The organism is Allobosea sp. LjRoot237 (assembly GCF_964253285.1).
Classification (GTDB): domain Bacteria; phylum Pseudomonadota; class Alphaproteobacteria; order Rhizobiales; family Beijerinckiaceae; genus Allobosea.
Genome location: NZ_CAXUQP020000001.1, coordinates 3,309,505 through 3,329,307 on the forward strand (window position 1 = coordinate 3,309,505; position 19,803 = coordinate 3,329,307).

22 protein-coding genes and 1 tRNA gene are annotated in these 19,803 nt (G+C 67.8%); 7 read left to right on the top strand and 16 right to left on the bottom strand.

Features of this window, described 5'->3' with window-relative positions:
* Positions 1-155 precede the first annotated feature (155 nt).
* The 3 genes from ACSQ24_RS16055 to ACSQ24_RS16065 all read right to left on the bottom strand — a co-directional run bounded on the left by ACSQ24_RS16055 (position 156) and on the right by ACSQ24_RS16065 (position 3,836).
* A complete protein-coding gene (locus ACSQ24_RS16055) occupies positions 156-2,231 on the bottom strand; it encodes a hypothetical protein (RefSeq protein WP_436095639.1) in 2,076 nt (691 codons plus the stop codon).
* 177 nt (positions 2,232-2,408) lie between these two features.
* Positions 2,409-3,032 (bottom strand): transglutaminase-like cysteine peptidase, encoded by a 624-nt coding sequence (locus ACSQ24_RS16060; RefSeq protein WP_436095640.1) that lies wholly within the window; start codon positions 3,030-3,032, stop codon positions 2,409-2,411.
* Positions 3,033-3,350: 318 nt separating this feature from the next.
* The gene (locus ACSQ24_RS16065; RefSeq protein WP_436095641.1) at positions 3,351-3,836 is read right to left on the bottom strand and encodes an MgtC/SapB family protein; all 486 of its coding nucleotides are present in this window, start codon (positions 3,834-3,836) and stop codon (positions 3,351-3,353) included.
* A gap of 107 nt (positions 3,837-3,943) precedes the next feature.
* Between ACSQ24_RS16065 and ACSQ24_RS16070 the strand changes: the two genes are divergently transcribed.
* From ACSQ24_RS16070 to ACSQ24_RS16085, 4 genes are all read left to right on the top strand, one after another.
* The gene (locus ACSQ24_RS16070) at positions 3,944-4,228 is read left to right on the top strand and encodes a hypothetical protein (protein WP_436095642.1); all 285 of its coding nucleotides are present in this window, start codon (positions 3,944-3,946) and stop codon (positions 4,226-4,228) included.
* A gap of 237 nt (positions 4,229-4,465) precedes the next feature.
* Positions 4,466-5,077: a hypothetical protein gene (locus ACSQ24_RS16075; protein ID WP_436095643.1), complete on the top strand. Its 612-nt coding sequence runs from the start codon at positions 4,466-4,468 to the stop codon at positions 5,075-5,077.
* Between the two features lie 93 nt (positions 5,078-5,170).
* Positions 5,171-5,488, top strand: a complete 318-nt coding sequence (locus ACSQ24_RS16080) for a hypothetical protein (RefSeq protein WP_436095644.1) — start codon at positions 5,171-5,173, stop codon at positions 5,486-5,488.
* Complete coding sequence (locus ACSQ24_RS16085; RefSeq protein WP_436095645.1) at positions 5,469-5,870, top strand: hypothetical protein; 402 nt, start codon at positions 5,469-5,471, stop codon at positions 5,868-5,870. Before ACSQ24_RS16080 ends, ACSQ24_RS16085 begins: the two co-directional genes overlap by 20 nt.
* A 550-nt stretch (positions 5,871-6,420) precedes the next feature.
* On the opposite strand, the gene ACSQ24_RS16090 is transcribed toward ACSQ24_RS16085, so the two are convergent.
* The 5 genes from ACSQ24_RS16090 to ACSQ24_RS16110 all read right to left on the bottom strand — a co-directional run bounded on the left by ACSQ24_RS16090 (position 6,421) and on the right by ACSQ24_RS16110 (position 10,162).
* Positions 6,421-6,496, bottom strand: a tRNA-Phe gene (locus tag ACSQ24_RS16090).
* Between the two features lie 413 nt (positions 6,497-6,909).
* Complete coding sequence (gene yacG, locus ACSQ24_RS16095) at positions 6,910-7,119, bottom strand: DNA gyrase inhibitor YacG (RefSeq protein ID WP_436095646.1); 210 nt, start codon at positions 7,117-7,119, stop codon at positions 6,910-6,912.
* A complete protein-coding gene (locus ACSQ24_RS16100) occupies positions 7,109-7,933 on the bottom strand; it encodes an SDR family NAD(P)-dependent oxidoreductase (RefSeq protein WP_436095647.1) in 825 nt (274 codons plus the stop codon). The genes yacG and ACSQ24_RS16100 overlap by 11 nt, the downstream gene beginning before the upstream one ends.
* A gap of 128 nt (positions 7,934-8,061) precedes the next feature.
* Positions 8,062-9,489, bottom strand: a complete 1,428-nt coding sequence (locus ACSQ24_RS16105; protein WP_436095648.1) for a hypothetical protein — start codon at positions 9,487-9,489, stop codon at positions 8,062-8,064.
* Between the two features lie 22 nt (positions 9,490-9,511).
* Positions 9,512-10,162, bottom strand: coding sequence for a Maf-like protein (locus tag ACSQ24_RS16110; RefSeq protein WP_436095649.1), 651 nt, complete (start codon positions 10,160-10,162; stop codon positions 9,512-9,514).
* A gap of 282 nt (positions 10,163-10,444) precedes the next feature.
* Here ACSQ24_RS16110 and ACSQ24_RS16115 point away from each other — a divergent pair, with 282 nt between their 5' ends.
* Positions 10,445-10,825 carry a hypothetical protein gene (locus ACSQ24_RS16115; RefSeq protein ID WP_436095650.1) on the top strand — a complete coding sequence of 127 codons (381 nt, stop codon included), beginning with the start codon at positions 10,445-10,447 and terminating at the stop codon, positions 10,823-10,825.
* 16 nt (positions 10,826-10,841) lie between these two features.
* Here ACSQ24_RS16115 and ACSQ24_RS16120 read toward each other — a convergent pair whose 3' ends face one another.
* The 5 genes from ACSQ24_RS16120 to ACSQ24_RS16140 form a co-directional block, all read right to left on the bottom strand.
* The gene (locus ACSQ24_RS16120; RefSeq protein ID WP_436095651.1) at positions 10,842-11,135 is read right to left on the bottom strand and encodes a type II toxin-antitoxin system RelE/ParE family toxin; all 294 of its coding nucleotides are present in this window, start codon (positions 11,133-11,135) and stop codon (positions 10,842-10,844) included.
* Entirely contained in the window at positions 11,132-11,389 is a 258-nt protein-coding gene (locus ACSQ24_RS16125) for a type II toxin-antitoxin system ParD family antitoxin (RefSeq protein WP_436095652.1), read from the bottom strand. The genes ACSQ24_RS16120 and ACSQ24_RS16125 overlap by 4 nt, the downstream gene beginning before the upstream one ends.
* 69 nt (positions 11,390-11,458) lie before the next feature.
* Positions 11,459-12,319, bottom strand: coding sequence for a CDP-alcohol phosphatidyltransferase family protein (locus ACSQ24_RS16130; protein WP_436095653.1), 861 nt, complete (start codon positions 12,317-12,319; stop codon positions 11,459-11,461).
* 216 nt (positions 12,320-12,535) lie between these two features.
* Positions 12,536-13,282, bottom strand: coding sequence for a phosphatidylserine decarboxylase (locus ACSQ24_RS16135; RefSeq protein ID WP_436097904.1), 747 nt, complete (start codon positions 13,280-13,282; stop codon positions 12,536-12,538).
* A 609-nt stretch (positions 13,283-13,891) separates the two neighbouring features.
* The gene (locus ACSQ24_RS16140) at positions 13,892-15,547 is read right to left on the bottom strand and encodes an FAD-binding dehydrogenase (RefSeq protein WP_436095654.1); all 1,656 of its coding nucleotides are present in this window, start codon (positions 15,545-15,547) and stop codon (positions 13,892-13,894) included.
* Positions 15,548-15,896: 349 nt separating this feature from the next.
* Between ACSQ24_RS16140 and ACSQ24_RS16145 the strand changes: the two genes are divergently transcribed.
* Both ACSQ24_RS16145 and ACSQ24_RS16150 read left to right on the top strand, forming a co-directional pair.
* Positions 15,897-16,898, top strand: a complete 1,002-nt coding sequence (locus ACSQ24_RS16145; protein ID WP_436095655.1) for an SDR family oxidoreductase — start codon at positions 15,897-15,899, stop codon at positions 16,896-16,898.
* A 281-nt stretch (positions 16,899-17,179) separates the two neighbouring features.
* Positions 17,180-17,557, top strand: a complete 378-nt coding sequence (locus ACSQ24_RS16150; protein WP_436095656.1) for a hypothetical protein — start codon at positions 17,180-17,182, stop codon at positions 17,555-17,557.
* Positions 17,558-17,613: 56 nt separating this feature from the next.
* Here ACSQ24_RS16150 and ACSQ24_RS16155 read toward each other — a convergent pair whose 3' ends face one another.
* From ACSQ24_RS16155 to ACSQ24_RS16165, 3 genes are all read right to left on the bottom strand, one after another.
* The gene (locus tag ACSQ24_RS16155) at positions 17,614-18,117 is read right to left on the bottom strand and encodes a hypothetical protein (RefSeq protein WP_436095657.1); all 504 of its coding nucleotides are present in this window, start codon (positions 18,115-18,117) and stop codon (positions 17,614-17,616) included.
* A 116-nt stretch (positions 18,118-18,233) separates the two neighbouring features.
* Entirely contained in the window at positions 18,234-18,893 is a 660-nt protein-coding gene (locus ACSQ24_RS16160; protein ID WP_436095658.1) for a class I SAM-dependent methyltransferase, read from the bottom strand.
* On the bottom strand, positions 18,890-19,744 hold the full coding sequence (locus tag ACSQ24_RS16165) for an AraC family transcriptional regulator (protein WP_436095659.1): 855 nt from the start codon (positions 19,742-19,744) through the stop codon (positions 18,890-18,892). The genes ACSQ24_RS16160 and ACSQ24_RS16165 overlap by 4 nt, the downstream gene beginning before the upstream one ends.
* Between the last annotated feature and the right edge of the window lie 59 nt (positions 19,745-19,803).

Sequence of the window (19,803 nt, forward strand, 5' to 3'; positions counted from 1 at the left end):
TAATCCCATCGGATTAGTTCGAGCGACCTAAAGCTTTCACTCGAATAGAATAAAATCAAGTCGACACCGCGTGTTATTGCTCAACGTGCCGGACTGGCCCTGTTTGGAAATCTAAAACAGGCCATCCCGAAATACATCTTTTTTGCGCTGGGCGGCTACTGGCCTCCCGGGCGGAGGGACACGTCATGCGATACCTGCAGAGCAAAATCTTTATTGCGGGACTTCTCGCCACCACCTCGAGTTTTGCTTACGCGCAAGGGGCTGGCCCATGGCCTGAGTATCATGAGGGCCTCGCAATCAACGGCGCCCCGACAGCACGGCCCCACGGAGCCTGCGAGCGCAAGCTGATCAGAAACAACTGGCTCTGGGAATGCGATCCGGCGGCACGCGACAACCCGTTCCGGCAGAACGCAGCCCGACCGGCAGCGCCCGGGCCGAACCTGGCCGATGCAGGTGGGGTGCGATACTACAACGCCGTATCCCCGACCGGCCGCAGAACGCGGGCGCCGGGCCGGGATTGCATCATCGTGCAATACGACCGCGACCTGCTGTGGACATGCCCGCCGCGGGCCACCGCGGCGATCGGCACCACGGCGCCGGCGCCTCAAGGTGCCGCGGCCGGCAATGTCCAATACTACAGCGCCGTTTCCGCCAATGGCAGGCGCACGCGCGCACCCAATGCCGCGTGCACCCTGGTTCAGCAGGGCGGCACTCAATACTGGATGTGCCCGCCATTGACGACGGGAGCCTTGTCTTCGGGTGGCGCTCCGAACTCCAGTGGAAGCGACCGCAACGGCGGTGAAGGTTCCAGCGGCGGTGGAGGAAACGCCTCGGGCAGCAGTTCGGCAGGCAACTCGAATAGCGGCGGCAGCGGCAGCGGCAGCGGCGGCGGTGGCGGCGGCGGCAGCGGCGGTGGCGGCCAGAGTGGCGGCGGTGGCAGCGGCGGCAGCAGCGGTGGCGGCGGCAGCGGTGGTGGCGGCGGCAGTGGCGGCGGCAGCGGCGGCAGCGGCGGTGGCAGCGGCGGCGGCGGCGGTGGCGGCGGCGGCAGCGGCGGTGGCGGCCAGAGTGGCGGCGGTGGCAGCGGCGGCGGCGGCAGCGGCAGCGGCGGCGGCAGCGGCGGTGGCGGCGGCGGCAGCGGCGGTGGCGGCGGCGGCAGCGGCGGTGGCGGCCAGAGTGGCGGCGGTGGCAGCGGCGGTGGCGGCAGCGGCAGCGGCGGCGGTGGCAGCGGCGGCGGTGGCAGCGGCGGTGGCGGCGGCGGTGGTGGCGGCGGTGGTGGCGGTGGCCACGGCGGCGGCGGCCACGGCGGTGGTGGTCATGGTGGTGGTGGCCATGGTGGTGGTGGCCACGGCGGTGGTGGTCATGGTGGTGGTGGCCATGGTGGTGGTGGCCACGGCGGTGGCGGCCATGGTGGCGGCGGCCACGGCGGTGGTGGTCATGGTGGTGGCCATGGCGGCGGCGGTCACGGCGGTGGCGGCCACGGTGGCGGCGGTCACGGTGGCGGTGGCGGTCACGATGGTGGTGGCCATGGCGGTGGCGGCCAGGGCGGCGGCGGCCACGGCGGCGGCGGCCACGGCGGTGGTGGTCACGGCGGTGGTGGTCAGGGCGGTGGTGGCCATGGTGGCGGCGGTCACGGCGGTGGCGGCCACGGCGGTGGCGGTCACGGTGGTGGCGGTCACGGCGGCGGCGGCCAGGGCGGCGGCGGTCACGGCGGTGGCGGTCACGGCGGCGGTGGTCACGGCGGCGGCGGTCATGGCGGCGATGGTCACGGTGGCGGTGGTCACGGCGGCGGCGGTCACGGTGGCGGCGGCAACGGTGGTGGTGGCCAGGGCGGCGGCGGCAACGGTGGCGGTGGTCACGGCGGCGGCGGCCATGGCGGTGGTGGCCAGGGCGGCGGCGGTCACGGCGGTGGCGGTCACGGCGGCGGCGGCCAGGGCGGCGGCGGCCAGGGCGGCGGCGGCCAGGGTGGCGGCGGCCAGGGCGGCGGCGGTCACGGCGGTGGCGGTCACGGCGGCGGTGGTCACGGCGGCGGCGGTCACGGCGGCGGCGGCCACGGTGGCGGCGGCCACGGCGGCGGCGGCCAGGGCGGCGGCGGCCAGGGTGGCGGCGGCCAGGGCGGCGGCGGCCAGGGCGGCGGCGGCCAGGGTGGCGGCGGCCAGGGTGGCGGCGGCCAGGGCGGCGGCGGCCAGGGTGGCGGCGGCCAGGGTGGCGGCGGCAATGGTGGTGGCGGACACGGCGGCAGCAGCCGTTGAGCCCGGAGATCTATCCGATCAGGCTGCACACCAGCCTGATCGGATCATGCGCGCTCGAGGGAGAACAATAATCCCAGCGAGCAACCGACACGCAGCAAGGCGAGCACGAGCTCACATGTCCCGGCTTCTCGGACCAGATATCGTCAGCGATCAGGCCGGTCAGGGCCGATCTGGGCGCCGTGTCGCAGCGGTCACGGCGATCGTGCCGCCATCGATCGCTTCCCAGGCGCGCGGATTGGCCTGCGACATGCGCGTGAAGAACAGGTACCCGGTTTGGGTCCAGGGCAGCAGGCGGGAGGTCTTGTTGTCGAGAACGAGATCCCCTTCGGAAGTCGCGGCCATCAGCACCGCGTGCCCCTCGCCGGAAGGCGTGCCGACGACCGCGATCAGCAGGGCCGAGGACGGCCAGCCGCGCTCGATCAGCTGCTTGCGCTTCAGAAGCGCGAAATCCTCGCAATCCCCCTGCCCGTCGGTCGGGATGCTCCAGACGTCCTCGCGGCCGTGATGCTGCGGGTCGGATATCTCGGAGATGGCGGAATTCACCCGCGCATTGACCTCCTGCAGGTCGCGCTGGCGCTCCGGGGTCAGGGCAACCTGCCGCGTCAGAGCTCCCGATCGGCGGCATTCCGACGGGTTCTTCGCACAGAAATTCAGGAAGGCCGGCGGCGGCGAAGCCGGTCCGCGCGTCCTGGCCGCGATCTGGTCGGCCCGGGCCTCTCCCGGCAGGCTTACCGCGAGCAGCGCGACGCCGATGGCCCATGTCGCGATGGCAGGCGTCGTCATGGTCGAAACCACATCGTCATGGTCCGCCTTGCGGTGGGAGATCGCGGGAACGGCTGGTCGAAGGATGGGGGCCTTTGCTTAAGAAAGAAGGCTATTCTGTGATGCGAATTGGCGGGAACTTCGGACGGCCGACGTAACTGGGTTGCCCAATTCCGGCCGGCCCAGGCAAGTCTGGAATCGCCCGGTCAACAGGACATGGCAGGGTGCGCCATCGCGCGCCGGATGAACCGTTCGCGTTAACGGGCCGGTTTCGCTCGACAAAACTGAATGGCACCCGCGGCCGGGATCACATCGCCGGCGCGGCGATGTCAGGCCGGATCAGCCGGCTTCCTCGCTGCCGCCGTCCTCTTCGGGCCGCGGCGGCCGGCCGGCCCAGCGCTCGATCGAATGATCGATAATCAGCAGACCCAAAGCGAGCACGGTCGCCGAGAGCACGATCGCATGCTCGCCGAGCCCGGCCGCGCAGCCCAGCGCCGCGGTGATCCAGATCGCCGCCGCCGTGGTCAGGCCCTGCGGCGTGGTCTGGCCCTTGCGCAGCACGATGACGCCGGCGCCCAGAAAGCCGATGCCGGTGACCAGCCCCTGCACGACGCGGCTGGCGGCGTCGATCTCATGCGGCTCGCTGAAGATCGTCGCTGCGGCGGCGGTGCCGAGGCCGACGAGCCCGAAGGTGCGGATGCCGGCCGCATGCTGCCTGTGGGTGCGCTCCCAGCCGACGACGACCCCGGCCGCCATCCCGGCCAGCAGGCGCAGCAACAGATCGATCTCGGCCCAGATGTCGAAAGCCATGGCTCCGAAATTCATGCCACCCTCCCCCACAGCGATTGATCACCGGGCGTCAACGCGCGAAGGAGCGAGGTGTTGCGGCGCGCGGCTTGTCCGCCCCGATTTGACGGAGCAAGGTTCGACAGATGCCCTACACCGACCCGCTCGAGCCGATGCTCCAACGCGCAGACGAACTCCGCCGCCAGATCGCCCTGCGACTTGTCGAGGAAGCCGGCGCCACGCCGCCACCCTCCCCGTCAGCCGATCACCTCGCCGCCGCAGACGAGGCGATCGCCGCCTGGGACGAGCAAGGCGAGGAAGAACAGGACCAGCGGGCGTTCCGGGAGATCGGGCCGTTGCAGGAGTTGCTGGCGGAGTATCAAAACCTGGTTGAACAGATCTTCGACATTCGGGGTCGACGGCTGTCGTGATCGACATAGGTTGAATTGACGCCCGTTGTTCCGGCAACTTAAGCTTGTGCAGGCTGCCAAAAAATAACAAACCGCAGCCGTCGGGGGGGAGCGATGATTAGGGTGGGGTGCGCGGTCCTTTTGGCCGTGGTGGCAACCGGCTGCGTTTCTGATCGTGTCCGATTCAACGCTGGGCCTGGACAGACCGCATTGATGCGGGAGGGTAAGCCAACGGTCTCGTCAGTAGGCAAAGAATCCGTGGTTTTGCTGAGCCGCACTGGCCGTGAAATCCCGGCCGGTCAGCGTGTTGGCTTCGTTGTCGCCATGCAAAACCGTGGGAAAGCGCCGCAGAATTTCACGGTCTCCGAGATTCAGGTCGAACAGTCTTTCGGCGTAGGTACGACAGGCCAGCCCCTCGAAGTGCTGACTTTCGAGAAGCTGCAGCAGGAAGAGAAAACACGGCAGGTCGTCTCTGCCATCCTCGTCGGTGTCGCCGCCGGTGCAAACGCAGCTGCAGCGTCACAGGCTGGCTACTATCGATCGAACAGCACGATCTATACGCCTCGCGGGACTTACATCGCTACAACGACCGGCTACAGCCCGGCGGCGGCTGCGATCGCATCGGCAAACGCCTCTGTGCAGAATTCAGCGATGGTTGAATCCTCGATCGCTCAAGGGCAAGCAAACATGGCTCGCCTCGAGAATGATTACATCAAGGATCACACATTGCTGCCGGGAGAGTGGTACGGCGGCACGGTTGGCATTGCACCTCCGGCGGGAGATGCGAAGCAGAAGACCTATCAGATCCGCGTTCGCGTTGGCGCCGACGTTCACGTATTTGACGCAGTGCAAGAGCCGGCAAGTGGCTAGGATATGAAATGTCGGAGCGCCTGAAGCCGGGGCTTTTTTGAGGGAAGGCGTGCGAAGTAGCCGCGTCACGCTGCGAAATGGGAGGCAGGGGGAATGGAACGAGAGCCCAAGTATCCGACACCATTTTTGCCGGTAATTTTTTCCGATGGCGTCGAGAGCATGTCGCACAGCCAAAACAATGCAAAGTTCTATCTCTCAAGGCTCGACCCTGATATCGCCGCTAACGGCGGAAGCCAAATTGCAACGGTTTGCCAAATCGTGATGCCGCTACCGGGATTCGTGGGCGCGGCTCTATTTTTTGAACAGCGTCTTGAACTGCTAGTGACCGAAGGAAAGATCACGCACGAAGAGATTGAAGCTCAGCGCCGACAGATGCGCGAGGACGCGAAAAATGCTCGCCGGCCTGACTGATCCTTACAAGGGCGCGACCTCTAATGCCATGGCTGGCGCCACGAATCGGGGGCAGGCATCGGTCCCACAAGTCCCCGCGGGCTTGGCAAGCGCCGCTAACTCCACCATGTTTCCTAGCATGCCCCAAGCTGACACCCGAGGCATCCCGACGAGCGTTGCCCTGACGGTTGGCGGCGGTTTGTGCGCTATTGTTCTAGCGCTGGTCAGCATCATCTATTCCAGCGTATCCGGCGACGTGACGGAGCTGAAAAAAGACGTGAAAGAAATCCGCGCCGATATCGCAGGTCTCAGCAAGCAGGCGGTTGAAACGAACGTTCGGCTTGGCGCGACCAACGACAAGCTACAGACGCTGATCGACGAGACGCGTCGGCGAACTAGATAGCGCATTCAGCAACACCTTCTCGGCCTCGCTGAGGATTTTCAGTTCGTTGACGCGGGCCACCAGAGCATCCTCTCGGGCTGCCATCGTGAAGCCGTAGGGCGAAGATTGGTCGTGCCGGTCGTGGCGACGGCATCGTGGCCGTCACTGCGGCTTGGCTCGCGCTCGCCGGCTGCGTGACGGGCGTCGCGCCTAAGAACGCGCGCGTCGCACTCGCAGAGCGGCCAAGAATGTTCCGCCGGAGCGAGCTGAACGTGCGACGCCTGCTGGGCACGCCTGACGTGACGCGGGTAACCGCACCGGAGCGCTCGGCGAAGCGTTGGAGGCAGGCGCGGTATCGACACCGACATCATGAAGGTCGCGACCCACACGCAGTTCGGCACGACGATGAAATATAATCGAGGAAAGCTCGTTCAGACGGGACGGGTCGCGGAGCTCCGCCTAGCGCGGCGCAAGGCCGAAAACGAGGCGTGAACAAAACACCCCAACAAGCACTGTCGCGCAAAGCCTGAAAATCTGACCTATCGCACTGATTTTTTTGGCAGAGCAGAAATGGTGCCCAGGGCTGGAATCGAACCAGCGACACTGCGATTTTCAGTCGCATGCTCTACCAACTGAGCTACCTGGGCGTCCCGCGAAGCGCGCTGCGCTTCGGTTGGTGGGAGGCGATATAGATGCATGGGCACGGGCTGTCCAGCCGACAAACGATCCGGCCCCTGTGAAATTTTCGTCCGGGCCTGCACAGGCGGCAAAACCGTGGCCTGTACGGCGGTTTTGCCCCGCCAGGCGGATGGCGCCGCCGATCCGGCAGGTCGCGAGCGCGGCCGCCTCGCCGGCGTGAACAAACCCTGGAACCAAAGCGCCGCGGCCGGGTTGATGCGGCGGCGCCGGAGACGGCGCCATGCCTACCGCCGATCTGGAGCAAGCCGCGGATGTACCGGTGGCTCGATCGCGCGGCAGGCGGAATTCAGGGCGATGAGCCCACCGGAAAGTGCCTGACCCGTCGCGCGGAGCTTAGGCGATCAGCCGCTCGCAATGGGCCTCAATCCTCCTCGTCCCTCCGCATCGGCACTTCCTCGGCCTCTTCCACCGGCTCGCCCGGAATCACGTAATTGCCCTTGAGCCAGCGGCCGAGGTCGATGTCGGAGCAGCGGGACGAGCAGAACGGCTTGAAGCGCTGCACGGCCGGCTTGCCGCAGATCGGGCAAGGCCGCGCGGGCGGGGCGGGATTCTCGGGTTGTTCAGGCGCCATATTGCAAGGTCACTCCGCCATCGACTGGAAGCTCGATGCCGGTGACATAGCGCGCTTCGTCGCTGGCGAGGAAGAGCGCTGCCCAGGCGACGTCCCAGGCCTCGCCCATATGTCCCATCGGAACCTGCCGGTCGCGCGCCGCCCACATCGCCGCGACATCGCCCTTGCCATAGGTCTGGGCGAGCCCGGCCGAATGCTCGACCATCGGCGTCTTCATCAGCCCGGGCAGCACCGCGTTCACGCGGATCTTCTCGGGGGCGTATTGCGCCGCGGTGGTGCGGGTGAGCTGGTTCATCGCCGCCTTGCTGGCGCCATAGCTGGCATAGGGCACGCCGGTGTGGCGGATCGAGGCGATCGAGGAGATGTTGATGATCGAACCGCCCTGCCCGCCCTCGGCGAACTGGCGCTGCATCACCGGGATGACGTGCTTCATCGCCAGGAAGCAGCCGGTCAGGTTGACCTTGAAGACGCGCTCCCAGGTCTCCAGCGGCAGGTCGACGACGCTGCCGACCTCGGCGATGCCGACATTGTTGTCGAGCACGTCGATGCGGCCGTAAGCCTTGAGCGTCGCTTCGACGAGTGCGCTGAGATCGTCCTGGCTGGTGACGTCGGTGCGGATCGCAAAGGCCTCGCCGCCCTCGCCCTTGATGATGCCTGCGGTCTCCTCGGCGGCTTCCAGATTGCGGTCGGCGCAGACGACCCTGGCGCCCTCGCGGGCGAACACGGTCGCGGTCGCCTTGCCATTGCCCCAGCCCGGGCCGATCGAGCCCGCGCCCGCGACGATCGCGACCTTGCCTTGAAGACGTCCAGCCATTCCAACGTTCCCTGCCCTGCGCGCCATCTGATGCCGGCGCCTTCGTGATCGCGACAGCATCGGCACTCGCGGCGGCCTCGGCAAGCGCGCGGCGTGCAAGCCCGCATGCGCTCCTGCGCCCGGCGCGTTCAGGCGAGCTGTGCGGCCGCGAGCGCGATGGCCACCGTGAAACCCACGACCAGCGCGAACCAGGGCCAGAGCGAGCGCATCGCCTGCGCGGTCTCAGGCGTAGTCGCCTTGATCAGGACCTGGCCCATGGTGACGCGGACGGGGCTCACCGCGGTGAGCAGGCTGCCGGCGACGACCGCGGCGGCGATCACCGCCAGCCGCGCCTCGCCGGCCGGGACGAGCGCGGTGGCGAGCGGCATCGAGACGGCGCCGGCGCCGGTGTTCGAGCCGGTGAGATAGCCGCCGAGCGCGCCGGCGACCGGCACGATCCCGGCCGACCAGGAGCCGAGCACACTGCTGACAGCGAGGCCGATGCCACCGGCGAGGCCGGAGCCGACCATGATCCAGGCCATGCCGACGAGCAGGAAGGTCAGCAGCGCCGCTCGCCCCGAGCGCTGCAGAGTCAGATTCAGCAACGCCGATGCCTGCCTTGCCCCGCCCCGGCTGATGGCGACGACGAGCGCGATGACGATGAGCGGCAAAGCCGGCGAGAGCAGCGGCGCGAAAGCCGAGGCGTCGGCGAAGGGCTTGAAGGACGGGGTCTCCAGCCGGTCATGGATCGCCGGCACCAGCCGCATCAGCGCCAGTGCGACGACCAGCGCGATATAGGGCGCAAGCCGCGCCAGCAGCGCCCGGTCGAGCCCGGACCAGCCCCTGACCCGCAGGAAGCGCAGCAGCATCACCGGGGCCAGCGCCGCGATGGCGGCGAGCTCAAGCGGCAGGGTGAGATTGGCTGCGACCAGCAGAACCATCAGCAGCAGGATGAGGCCGGCCCATTCGGCGCGGTCGGTGAGCGCCGGCGCTAGCCCGGCCTGCCGCGACAGCCGCCAGAACAGCGGCAGCAGCGCGGCGCAGAGCAGCGCCGTCACCAGCGCGATCCGCCAGATCAGCGCGATCAGCGACACGCCGGCGATGTCGGCGCTGATCCTGGTGCCGATGCCGAGCGCGCCCCAGGGCACCAGGATCTGGCTGAAGGTCGCGAGCGCCAGCGCCGGCGCCTTGTCGACCCCGAGCCGGCGGGCGCCCGATACCGCGACGACGTAGCCGACGCCGAAGCCGGTCGCGGTTTCCAGGAACGGCCCGCGCAACAGGCAGGCCTCGGCGAGCGCGCCATGCTCCGGGCGAGCCGGGTCGACATCGGCCTGGGCCCGCTCGAGGCTGAGCGAGAAGGCGAGCCCGGCGACGATGACGAGCACCGCCGGCAGGCCGATCCAGGCGCCGGCGGCGAAATGCCTGATGATCGCAGCCGCGTCCGGATGCGCCGGGCCGGCGAAAAAGGCGACGAGCGCGGCGCAGATGGTGCCGAGCGCTCCGGCGGTCAGTGCCGAGCGTCCGGACAGGATCAACCCGAGGAAAAGGATGAGCGGCGAGAGCCAGATCAGGACCATGGTCGTCTGGCTTTAAGTTCGCTCAGCCGACATTCAGCCAGCCGAGGCGGATGGGGAAGCCCTCGCCGCCGAGCAGGTTGACCGTCTCGTAGAGCGGCAGGCCGACGACGCCGGTATAGGAGCCGACGAGCTTGACGACGAAGGAGCCGGCGATGCCCTGGATGGCATAGGCGCCGGCCTTGCCGCGCCATTCGCCCGAGGCGAGGTAATTCTCGATGTCTTCGTTCGAGAGCCGCTTGAAGCGCAGGCGCGTCTCGACGATGCGTTCGCGGATCGTGCCCGACGGCGTCGCCAGCGCGACGCCGGTATAGACCCGGTGCGCCCGGCCGGAGAGCAGGCGCAGGCACGCGGCCGCCTCGTCGACGATCTCGGCCTTGGGCAGGATGCGCCGCCCGACCGCGACGACGGTGTCGGCGGCGAGGATATAGGCGCCTTCGAGATCGGGGCGGCCTTTCAGCCCGGCGAGCCCGGCCTCGACCTTGGCGCGGGCGAGCCGGCGGGCGAGATCACGCGGGCGCTCGCCCTTGAGCGGGCTCTCGTCGAGATCCGACGGCAGCAGCGCATCGGGCTTGAGGCCGGCCTGTTCGAGCAGAGCGAGGCGGCGCGGCGAGGCCGAGGCCAGGACCAGCTTCGGCCGCCAGCCCGGCGGTTTCTGGGAGCTGAAGAGGTTCAAGTGTCGGCTCGCTGCGCGTCCCGGACGGTTTCCCGCAAGGCTTTAGAGCCTGTTGCGGAATATCCCAAGCCCTCTCCTGGCGAGCCGGCCACCCGGCCGCCCTGCCCCTCACGCATGGGGTGGCTGCATCTCCTGTGCAATGCGTAGAATTTGAGCGTGGCCATGCATGGTTCCGGATTGCACTAACCCGTTTAGCTTGCCACATCAGACAGGCGGGCGTGGCGGCGACCCGCGAGGCTCGGCCCACGCGGCCCCCTTCTCGTCACCCGGAGAGCTTTCGCCATGGCGTCACGAACTGGATCTGCCTCGACTGTCGCGCTGGCGGCGGACGCGCAAAGCGTCCTCGCCCAGATGGTCGCGATGCAGGTCGACGCCGGGCTCACCATCGCGATGCGGCTGCCGATCCTGGCCAAGGGCGTGCTCGGCGACGCCAGGGGCCAGCGCGAGGCCAGCAAGGCCGTAGTCGAGAAGGCGGCGGCCATGGCCGAAAGCAGCTTCGCCATCGGCCATGCCGCGACACTGTTCTGGTGGAGCATGGCGTTCAATCCGCTGACCCCGAACGGGCTCGGCGAAGCGACGGCCAAGGCCGTCCACAGCACGCTGGAGCCGTTCTCGCGGCGCATCCGCGCCAATGCCAGCCGGCTGTCGAAGCGGTCGCGATAGCCGGAGCAAAGGCGGCTCAGCTCAGCCAGGTTTCTGGGTCGCTCCTGCCGTGCACCACGGCAACCACCGATAATGCCGGCGGTCCGGGCTGGTAAATGACAATATATCGGCCTTCGATCAGAATGCGGGCTCGCGATCCGAGCACGGGCCGTGCGACGCCCATATAGGGCAATTCCGCAGCCAACTCGATCTTGTCGACGATCCGGCTGATCAGCGCATCTGCCGCCCGCTCGCTATCCCTCGCTACGGAAACCCAGATTTCGAAAAGGTCCGCTTCCGCGCGTGGCGTGTAGCGAACCTTGCCAGTCATTGACCGGCCGCCTTGGTGCGAAAGCGAGACAGAAGGTCGTCGAGGCTCAGCTCCACCGGCTCGCCACTCGCCAGCCCCTCCTCATAGGCCTGCTTCAGCCGGGCGAGTTCCAGTTCGCGCAACTCCTCGCGCTGCTCCCAGAGTCGCAGCGCATCGCGCAGGACCTCGCTATTCGAGGCATAGGCGCCGCTCTCGACGGCCTTACTCAGGCGCGCGAGCTGCTGGGGCGAGAGCGAGATGGTCAGGGGGCGCATATTGTCGGATTTCATGCCGCTAGAATAGCGCGCCTCACAATTCCTCACAAGAACGCATAAGACGACCACTCACAGTTGAGGTTTGGCGTCCTCGACTGCCGTAACCGGCTCGGCGACAGTCGGCAGCCGCGCCACCGCCTCATACTCGCGTTCCAGCTTGCGGTAGCGTGCGACGCTGAGCGGGATCAGCGCGAGATAGGCGACGACAACCAGCGCCAGCATCTCGAACGGATAGGCGAAGAGCAGGCCGGCGATGACGACGACGGCGACGAAGATCGGCAGCACCTGATCGCGCGGAACGCGGGTGCCGAGCGTCTTGCCGGCATAGCAGGGGATGCGCGAGATCGTCAGGAAGGCGATGAACAGGATGTAGAGGCCGACGAAGGGGGCGCCATACTCCCTGACCGGCACGCCGACGAACTCCAGGTAGAACGGCAGCATCGCGGTGATCGCGCCGGCCGGCGCCGGCATGCCGACGAAGAAGTTCTTCTGCCATTCCGGCCGGTTCGGATCGTCGATCATCACGTTGAAGCGCGCCAGCCTGAGCGCCATGGCGCAGGCCAGCGTCAGCACGATGATCCAGCCGAAGGAGCGCAGATCGTGCAGGACAAAGGTCCAGAGCACGAAACCGGTGGCGACGCCGAAGCAGACGAAATCCGAGAGCGAATCGAGCTCGGCACCGAAACGCGAGGTGCCCTTGAGCAGGCGCGCGAGGCGCCCGTCGATGCCATCGAGCAGGGCCGCGACGAGGATGCAGATCGTCGCCGACTCGAATTTACCGTCGACCGCGAGCCGCATCGCGGTCAGGCCGAGGCAAAGGGCGATCAGCGTCACGACATTGGGCGCGATCAGCCGGAACGGGATCGCCTTGAAGCGGGCGCGCTTCGATTCGACGCGCTCAGGCTCGAAAGGGGGAAAGAGGTCGCTCATGAGCGCCGGAATACGCGGTTTTAAGGCGGGAGGCTAGCGTGGGCAGCGAGCATGCGCGGGAACCCCTCTCCCGTGTGGGAGAGGGGTAGGGGTGAGGGACCGCCGCTGATTATTAGGGCGAAGCGGCTGCCGCAGCGCCTTCTGCGGATAGGGCAGGCCCTCATCCCTGCCCTTCTCCCACACGGGAGAAGGGTTCCCCGCGCCCTTCTCCGAATCTCAAATTCCCCGGAACGCCCGGGCGATGTCGTTGCCGGAAAAATCGGCCAGCACGGTCTCGCCGGCGATCGCGGTCTGGCCCTCGCCGACCAGCGGGGTCACGCCCTGCGGCAGGTAGACGTCGACGCGCGAGCCGAAGCGGATCAGGCCGAAGCGCTCGCCCTGTCCGAGCGGATCGCCCTCCTTGACGAAGGGCACGATGCGGCGCGCGATCAGCCCGGCGATCTGGACGACCGCGATGGTGCCGGCCGGCGTCTCGATCGCCAGCGCGTTGCGCTCATTGTCCTCGCTCGCCTTGTCGAGCTCCGCATTGAGGAAGAGGCCCGGCGTATAGGCCATCTTGAGGAGGCGGCCGGCGACGGGGCTGCGGTTCACATGGCAGTCGAAGACGTTCATGAACACCGAGATGCGCGTCATCGGCTCGGCCGGCAGATCCAGCTCCGGCGGCGGCACGGCGGTGGCGATCTGGCTGATGCGGCCATCGGCGGGCGAGATCACCAGCCCCTCGCGCTGCGGCACGATCCGCACCGGATCGCGAAAGAAATAGCAGATCCACAGCGTGATCAGCGTGCCGATCCAGCCGAAGGGTGCCCAGAGCTGGCCGAGCACGAGCGTTGCCACCACGCCGATGGCAATGAAGACATAGCCTTCCTTGTGGATCGGCACGATCGTCCGGCGGACGGAGTCGACGAGAGACATGGGCGTTAGTCCTGTTGCTCTTGTTGGCGCGGCGCGCGCATCTGGCAGCGCCTTCACGGCGGGGTTGAGGCCGCATGACGGCGAAGCTGTTTAGGCTTTTGCGGGCTTTTGCGAAAGAGGCGCGGGGATAACTCGCCAATCAATCCCCGCTCCCGAAACCTGGCGTATTCTCCCCGCGTCCTGTCCGACCAAGGGGGCTGTCGCGAGGCATCGTGCGGCCGGGCGGGAGAGCGGTGTCCGTTCTGAACGACCGTTGCGGGTCGATGATAGCGGAGGGGCCTCGTCCGGGCGAAGCCGGGTCTGCCCGACCCGATGGCACGGCGAGGCACCTGAAGAGAACCGCGCGCGGGGTTCGGGAGCGGCAACTCCAAGCCGCTTCGACATTTCGACATCGACATTCGACACAGCGGCGGAAAGCTGCCGCACCCGGACCCCGCGCCCCCCTTGGGCTGGCGCTTGCCTTCAAAACCCTCGCGGCGAGAGCCGGCGGGGCTTTTGGCGCGGGTTCTTCCCTTCTCCCCTCGGGGGAGAAGGTGGCAGCGCGAAGCGCTGACGGATGAGGGCTCGTCGTGAAGCGCAGGACGACTACCGTCTCACCCGGTCGAGGCGCCCTCATCCCCCTGCCGGGACCTTCTCCCCCGAGGGGAGAAGGAAGCCCTACCCCACCGCCTGCGCCGCCGCCCTGCCCGCGACCCGTCCCGAGAAGATACAACCACCGAGGAAGGTGCCCTCGAGCGCGCGATAGCCGTGCAGGCCGCCACCGCCGAAGCCGGCGGCTTCGCCGACCGCATAAAGGCCCGGCACCGGCTCGCCGCCATCCCCCAGCACGTGCGCCGAGAGATCGGTCATCAGCCCGCCGAGCGATTTTCGCGTCAGGATGTTGAGCCTGACCGCGACCAGCGGGCCATGGGCCGGGTCGAGAATGCGGTGCGGCTTTGCCGTGCGGATCAATCGGTCGCCGATATAGGCGCGGGCGCCGCGCAGCGCGGTGACCTGCAGGTCCTTGCCATAGGGGTTGTCGGCGTCGCGATCGCGCGCCTCGATCTGCGCCCGTAAGTGCGTCTCGTCGATCAGCCCGGCGCCGCCGAGCGCGTTCATGCGGGCGACCAGGCGCGAGAAGTCGGTCTCGACGATGAAGTCCTCGCCCTTGTCGAGGAAGGCCTGGACCGACGCCGGCATGCCGGCCCTGGCGCGCTGGATGACCTGGCGCCAGCTCTTGCCGGTGAGGTCGGGATTCTGCTCCGAGCCGGAGAGCGCGAACTCCTTGGCGACGATGCTGCGGCTGGTGACGAACCAGGAGTGGTCGAAACCGGTCTTGCGCAGATGCTCCAGCGTGCCGAGCGTGTCGAAGCCGGGGAAGAGCGGCACCGGCAGGCGGTTGCCGCGGGCGTCGAACCAGAGCGAGGACGGGCCGGGCAGGATGCGGATCGCATGCGCCGGCCAGATCGGCGCCCAGTTGGCGATGCCCTCGACATAGTGCCACATCCGGTCGCCGTTGATCAGGCGGCCGCCGGCCGCCTCGGCGACGCCGAGCATGGCGCCGTCGACATGGGCCGGCACGCCGGACAGCATGCGCTTCGGCGGCTCGCCGAGGCGCTGCGGCCAGTTGCGGCGCACCAGCTCGTGATCGCCACCGATGCCGCCGGAGGCGACGATCACCGCCTGCGCCTTGATGGCGAAGCTGCCGGTCACGGCGCGCGAGCTCGCCTGCCCGCGCTCGACAGCGCTGTCCTCCAGAACCTCGCCCTCAATGCCGTCGACGGCACCGCCACTGCGCGTCAGCCCGGTGACGCGGTGGCGGAAGCGCAATTCGATCAGGCCCTTCGCCTCCGCCTCCGCGACACGGCGCAGGAAGGGTTCGAGCACGCCCGGCCCCGTGCCCCAGGTGACATGGAAGCGCGGCACCGAGTTGCCATGGCCGGTGGCGAGATAGCCGCCGCGCTCGGCCCAGCCGACGACGGGGAACCAGCGCATGCCCTGCTGATGCAGCCAGCTGCGTTTTTCACCTGCAGCGAAATCGAGATAAGCGTCCGCCCAGGCCCTCGGCCAATGGTCTTCCTCACGGTCGAAGCCGGCCGAGCCGAACCAGTCCTGCCGGGCGAGGTCGCGCGAATCCCTGATCCGCAGGCGGCGCTGCTCGGGCGAGTCGATCAGGAAGAGCCCGCCGAAGGACCAGTGCGCCTGGCCGCCCAGCGAGGCGCGTGGCTCCTGCTCGACGACGATCACCTTGCGGCCGGCATCGGCCAGCTCCGCGGCAGCGACGAGGCCGGCAAGGCCAGCGCCGACGATGACGACGTCCGCCTCAAGCGCCATGTGCCCTCCCAGCTGCCGAGATTCTCGTTGTGTCGAGCTTGCCGAGAATTCCGGCGGCCGCAAGGGCAGCCGGGGGAGGAACAGACGACGGCTTGAAAACGGCGCGCATCCCCTTCCCCCCGCTTGCGGTGGGGAAGGGTTAGGGATGGGGGGCCGGAAAGCAGGGCTCTCCTCTTCACCCGGGGTAGCGCCAAGCGGCACAGCCCCCCACCCAACCCTCCCCACCGCAGGCGGGGGGAGGGCTTACCGCTCGCAACCCGTACAGCCCGAACAACGGGACCGAGGGGAACCGGCCAAGCGCCGACACGTTGCCCGAAGAACCGGAGAAACCACTCGCAAGGAGGCGATGATGGCCAAGAGTGCCCTGAAGCGGAAGGACGACAAGGCGCCCAAATCGGTGAAGGCCGCAGCCAAGCAGCAGCGGCGCATCCAGAAGGACATCGCCCGCGCCGATGCCCGGCCGCGGAAGAAGAAGGATGGCGCGGTGCAGGCCGGGGCGCGGCTCTATCCAGTTCCCCCGTTCAAGGCGCAGCACCAGGCCAAGCCCGGCTCGGAAGCGGCGCTCGATCCGGCGCCGATGTACGACGCGCCTTACTACAAGGGCTCGGGCAAGCTTCAGGACAAGGTCGCGCTGATCAGCGGCGGCGATTCCGGCATCGGCCGGGCGGTCGCGGTGCTGTTCGCGCGCGAAGGCGCCGATGTCGCGATCCTGCATCTCGGCGAGGACGAGGATGCGCGCGCGACTCTCGCCGCGATCGAAAAGGAAGGTCGCCGCGGCCTTGCGATCTCCGGAGACGTGCGCGACTCGGGCTTCTGCCGCGATGCCGTGGCGAAGACCGTGAAGGCACTCGGCGGGCTCGACATCCTCGTCAACAATGCCGCCTTCCAGGTGCATGCGCCGCGCTTCGAGGATTTGAGCGAGGAGCATTTCGACACGACGATCCGTACCAACCTGCACGGCTATTTCCACCTGACGCAGGCGGCGCTGCCGCATCTCGGCAAGGGCAGCGCGATCGTCAACACCGGTTCGGTCGTCGGGCTGGAAGGCAGCAAGGAGCTGATCGACTACGCGACGACCAAGGGCGGCATCCACGCCTTCACCCGCTCGCTGGCGGCGCACCTGCTGCCGCGCGGGATCAGGGTCAATGCGGTGGCGCCCGGTCCGGTCTGGACCCCGCTCAACCCGTCGGATCGGCCGGCCGACGCGGTGGCGGAATTCGGCTCGCAGGTGCCGATGAAGCGGCCGGCGCAGCCCGAGGAGATCGCGCCGGCCTATGTCTTCCTCGCCTCGTCGCACTGCTCCAGCTACATCACCGGCGAAATCCTGCCGATCATCGGCGGGCATGGCTAAAGAGTTTCGACTTGGCTGAACCAAGCATCCGTCATTGCGAGGAGCGCAGCGAGGAAGCAATCCAGGGCGCCAGGGCACGGCGGCAAGTCCCACTGGATTGCTTCGCGGAGCCTGTACTCGGGCTTGCCGAAAGCAAGACCCGGGTGCCCGCAATGACGGGCCCGGTTCTAAGCTGGAGGCGGATAAATATTTGCCACAGAATGGTCACGAAAATCGTGGGAACGCCCGGCATCCACGGCAGTTCTTCTTACAGGGCACATCATCAACCCTGGAGGATGAGGATGAAACCGCTGAAGATTGGATTGATGGCTGGCGCGCTCGCGCTGTCGTCGGTCGCGGCTATGGCGCAGGGCGTCGATCTGCGGCCGGAGAACAACGTTCCGAAATATGAGCGCGGCCCGACGAGCAACGACAATGCGCCCTATCGCGGCGGCACCTACAAGCCGGACGATGTCCGCCGAGGTTATGACGGCGCGCGCTACGAGATGATCTCGCAGCGCGAGGCGATCAGGATCGCGCGTCGCAACGGCGTCTCCGAGATCGACCAGGCCCGCTGGAGCGGCAACGCCTGGGTGATCGATGGCGCCGACAGGCGCGGCGACGAACTGCGCGTCGAGATCAACTGGCGCGGCGAGGTCGTCGACGTCGACCGCAACTGACCATTGGCAGAGACTCCATGGCGAGACTTTGGGCGGCCTTCCGGGCCGCCCGTTTCTTATGCCGGCCTTGCCAGGGCCACGCCGTTGCCAAAGCGCCGCGCCGCCAGCACCGTCAATGCGAGGAAGATCGCGAGCACGATGCCCTGCACGATGGCGAAGGGCGGCTCGCTCTGCGTCGGCGCCATGTCGTGCAGCACCGTCACCTTGAGGAAGAGCTGCGCGATCAGCACGAAGATCAACAAGTAGAACGAGAGCACCGCCGTGATCGCGTAGGTTCGGCGCCAGGCTCCCCGCAGCCCCTTGCCGTAGAGGGCTACTGCCGCAATCACCAGCAGCATGAGCGAGATCGCCCCGACGATATGCGACGGCAGCACGCCGCTGAATGGAAAGGCATATCCGGTCGCGCTGGTCGCGATCGCGGTGGACAGGAAGATGCCGTTCCAGCGCTGGCTGAGATGGCCCTTCAGCAGCGCCGCCGTCATCGGGATACCGGCGACGATGGCGATGATGCTGAGCCAGGTGTGGAAGCCGACCAGAGTGGTCGGGTCGAGTACGAACATGATCAAGCCCCCCGCTTCAGCTGCCGTGCGCCATACTGGCAAATCCGGTGCCAGCCTGGCGAGGGCTTTGTGGAAGCTTTCTCAACTGGCGAGGATGCGCGGCCAGGCCTTCCGGCTCATTCCGGCGCGCCCTTCCTGAACAAGGCTGTCAGCCAGCGGCCTTCGCGGCCGTCGAACGAGTGGGACCAGAGCAAGCCGAGGCCGAGCGCGGCCAGGGCGGCGATGATCTCGGAGCGCGGCCACAGGGCGACGTAGTATTCGCTTCCTGTCGCGCCGATTTCGACGCTCTCGCCCTCCCCCTCCCCCTCCCTGAGCCCGAGCAGGAAGACGCCGCCGTCGCGGATCGCCTGCGCGATCCTGGCGAAGACCGCAGGCAGGGTTTCGCGCTCGACATGCTGGAGCACATAGAGCGCCACGACGCCGTCATGAGGACCGCCCAGCGGATCGCGGATCACGTCGAGGCGCTCGGCGTGCCGGCCGCGCGAAGCCTGGAAATGCACGAAGGACTCCGCCCCGTCGGTGCGCCTGACCGTGAGCCCCCGTTCTTCCAGCCAGTCGGCGTCCCAGCCGGGGCCGGAGCCGATTTCGAGCAGGCTGCCTCCGGGCGGGGCGGCCTTCAGCAGCTCGACGAGTGCCGGCTGATCGCCCGCCTCCGGTTTGGGAGCGGTCGTCTGGGCATAGTCGTCGGCGCAGCCCTCGTAGCCGGCGAGAGTCGATGCATTGGAGGCCGAGCGGCCCGCCGCTCCATCGTCCTTGGCCGTGTCCTGCTCCGTCATGTCGTGCTCCCGTTCCTGTCGCTCTCCAGCAGAATCCAGATCGTCAGGCCGCCGAGCCCGGTATCGGGGTCGAAGGCATCGTTGTGGAATTCGAGGACGGGCCCGTTCGCTGCGTCGAGCCCGGCGGCAGGCAGTGCCTCGTTCCAGATCGCCGTATAGGTGTCGAAGATCGTCGAGACATGCCCGGCATGCTCGAAGACGGCGTAGCTCCGGGGCTCGATCTCGAGATAGGCCAGCGGCTTTCGCGGCGAAGCGGTCGATCTGACCTCGGCGGCGCACATATACTCGAAGCCGCCGTCTTCATCCGGCGCGCGGCAGATGCCGATCGGCATCATCTGCACCTTGTCGGCGATCGCCTCATAGTGCTCCGACATGAAGGCCTGCCATTGCGCGGGGATGCCGATGGTCGCCTCGTAGGAGCAGGGCGCGGAGAGGCCGACGAGACGCCGCTTGCCGAGTTGCCGCAAAGCCGGGATCGGCATCCGGGCGCGGCCATCCCGCAGCCGCAGCGGCGCGACGAGATCAAGCCTGTCGAGGCTGCCGCCATTGCGGACTTCCTCCGGCGTCGTGCCGAACTGGTCGCGAAAGGCGCGTGTGAAAGCTTCGTGCGAGCCGTAGCCGAATTCGAGCGCGACCGAGAGGATGTCGGGAGCGCCGCCGGCCAATCGCCTCGCCGCCTCGCTCAGCCGCCGCGCCCTGAGATACTTCATCACCGGCCAGCCGCTGGCGGTTCCGAAGGCGTTGGCCAGATGCGAGCGCGAGACCTTGCAGGCCGCCGCGATCGATCCCAGCGTCAGCTCCTGGCTCGAATTGCGCTCGATGACCCAAAGCGCGGTGTCCGCGATCGACATGGCAGGCTCTCTCCCTCCGAGAGACCCGTGATTATCATCGCGAATAATGGCCCGCTTGA